A 2,227-nucleotide genomic window follows, 5' to 3' on the forward strand; every position below is an offset into this window, starting at 1 on the left:
GGTAATCATTACCTTGCCGTTCTGTTCGGCGACGATGGATGCAGCTGAGGTTAAGCCAGATGAATATGGGCTGATCAGAAAATCAGCATTATCGTCGGCGATCAGACGAGTGTAGAGTTCCTGAACACGCTCGCCGTTTGATTCGTCGTCATAGGTTTGATAATCAAAGGTGACTACGGTGCCATCGCTGAGGGTGATGCCTCCAGCTTCATTGGCCTGCTTCATCCACAAAGAGAATCCATTGACCTGTCGTTTGGATGAAACCTCTTGATTACCGGTAATTGACGAGGTGAAGCCTATCACTACCGTCTTGGGTTCTGGGGTTGTTGGTTCTTCAGCAACAGGCTCTTCAGAGGCGGGTTCTTCAGCCGCTGGCGCTTCAACTGCGGCCGGTTCTTCGGGAGCGGCTTCTGGCGCTCCACAGGCTGATAATACAAGGCTTGCAAGTATTAAAACCGAGAATAGGGTAAAAAATGATCTTTTCATGCGGTACTCCTCCATTTGGATTGTAGAACAACAATAAGATTGTTTAGATAAGACCAAGCTTATCTATTGATAGTATTCTACGCCCTAAACGCAAAGAAAGCCTAAAAACAGCAGCAATTCTCAATATGAATAGGATATATTTTGTCTAAAATATTTCTGTGCCATTCTGCGGTATCCTTATCTTATGAACAAACGGAAAGTATTTGATAGCCAGATTGCGAAATTGCGGGAATGTTTTTCGGGTTTACCGGATTATCGTACAGGAAAGAACAATCAGTACGAAATCGAAGACGCCGCATCAGCCGCCTTCAGTGTCTTTTTCAGCCAATCGCCTTCATTTCTGGCGCATCAACGCCTTTTGGAGAAGAAGAAAGGCAGAAGCAACCTGCACAGTCTTTTTGCGGTTGAGAAAATCCCATCAGATAATCAAATCCGGAACTTGCTAGACCCTTTGTCACCGGAATTACTTGCGCCTCTCTTTTTTGACACAATAGAGACCTTGGAAGCAGAAGGCGAGATAGCGCAATACCGCGGTTATGATGGTCGCATCCTGATTTCAAATGATGGCACGGAGACGGTCTCATCGCAAAAAATAGACTGCCCGGAATGCTCTCACCGTTCTTTGCAAAATGATCATACGCATCATTTCCACTCAGCGATCCTGCCGGTGATTGTCAAGTCAGGAGAAAAACGGGTTTTGCCTCTTGCACCGGAATTCATAACGCCGCAGCCGGAGTACGACAAACAGGACAGTGAACGCGCGGCGATGAAGCGCTGGATAGAAAAACATCAGGACTTTTTGAAAAAAGGGCGTTACACGATGCTTGGGGATGATTTATACGCCAATCAACCGATGTGCAAGGCTTTTATCGATGCCGGACTTGGCTTTATTTTGGTTTGCAAACCCGATTCGCATATTGAATTGTACAAAACGGTGAATTTTCTTGCCGGGAATCACCTGGTCGAAGAACTGGAAGAACGGCATTGGAACGGGCGTTATCATGAAATCCATCGCTATCGTTTTGTGAACAAAGTTCCCTTGCGAGCAGAAGACCCCTTGATGGTCAATTGGCTTGAAATCACCATTCTCAATGAAAGTACGAGAGAGCGCGTTTACTTCAACAGCTTTATCACCATGTACGAAGTCAATGCGGGTAATGTTGTTGAGTTGGTAGAAGAGGGGCGGACACGCTGGAAAAGCGAAAATGAAACCAACAACACCCTCAAGAATCAGGGCTACAATTTGGAACACAACTTTGGACATGGAAAAGAGCATTTGGCAAATTTCCTGACCAGCTTGAACTTGCTGGCATTTCTTCTTCATACCACGCTGGCATTTCTTGATGAAGAATATCAAGCCTTGCGTAGGGAGTTGGTCGTACGAAAAGAGTTTTTCAACGACATTCGTGCTTTGTTACGTTATATGGTCTTTGAGAGTTGGACCGATCTGCTCTTGTTTATGCTGCGCGCATTGGAAGTGCCGCAGTATATGAGCTAAGAACGCCGTGTTAAGAGAAAAGCTGCTGGAGAAATCCGGCGGCAGCTATCGCTTGCGACCATGATGAAAAAATGATAGTTTGAACAGGAGTTTTTTGGGCAACTTTTTCTTCTCTGTTACCATACGCACTGAGTTTTAGAGATGTTTCTGCTTTTCACATGAAATTAAGCCCATATTGAGAATTGCTGTGTCAATAAGGACTTTAGAATGAATGAGCTACAGGAAATCGTCACATTTGAAGAA

2 protein-coding genes are annotated in these 2,227 nt (G+C 45.0%); one reads left to right on the forward strand and one right to left on the reverse strand.

What is annotated here, in order from left to right:
- Positions 1 to 486: ABC transporter substrate-binding protein (locus AC3DOM_RS17615; RefSeq protein WP_487920347.1), on the reverse strand; the 486-nt coding region annotated here is incomplete at its 3' end.
- Positions 487 to 670: 184 nt separating this feature from the next.
- On the opposite strand from AC3DOM_RS17615, the gene AC3DOM_RS17620 reads away from it, so the two are divergent.
- Positions 671 to 1,984 carry an ISNCY family transposase gene (locus AC3DOM_RS17620; RefSeq protein WP_487920348.1) on the forward strand — a complete coding sequence of 438 codons (1,314 nt, stop codon included), beginning with the start codon at positions 671 to 673 and terminating at the stop codon, positions 1,982 to 1,984.
- Positions 1,985 to 2,227: the final 243 nt, after the last annotated feature.

The sequence above is a fragment of the Candidatus Desulfolinea nitratireducens genome, assembly GCF_982879505.1.

What these genes read in the sequence shown, in the direction of transcription:
- AC3DOM_RS17620 (WP_487920348.1), top strand. Translation starts at nt 671, where the DNA reads ATGAACAAACGGAAAGTATTTGATAGCCAGATTGCGAAATTGCGGGAA.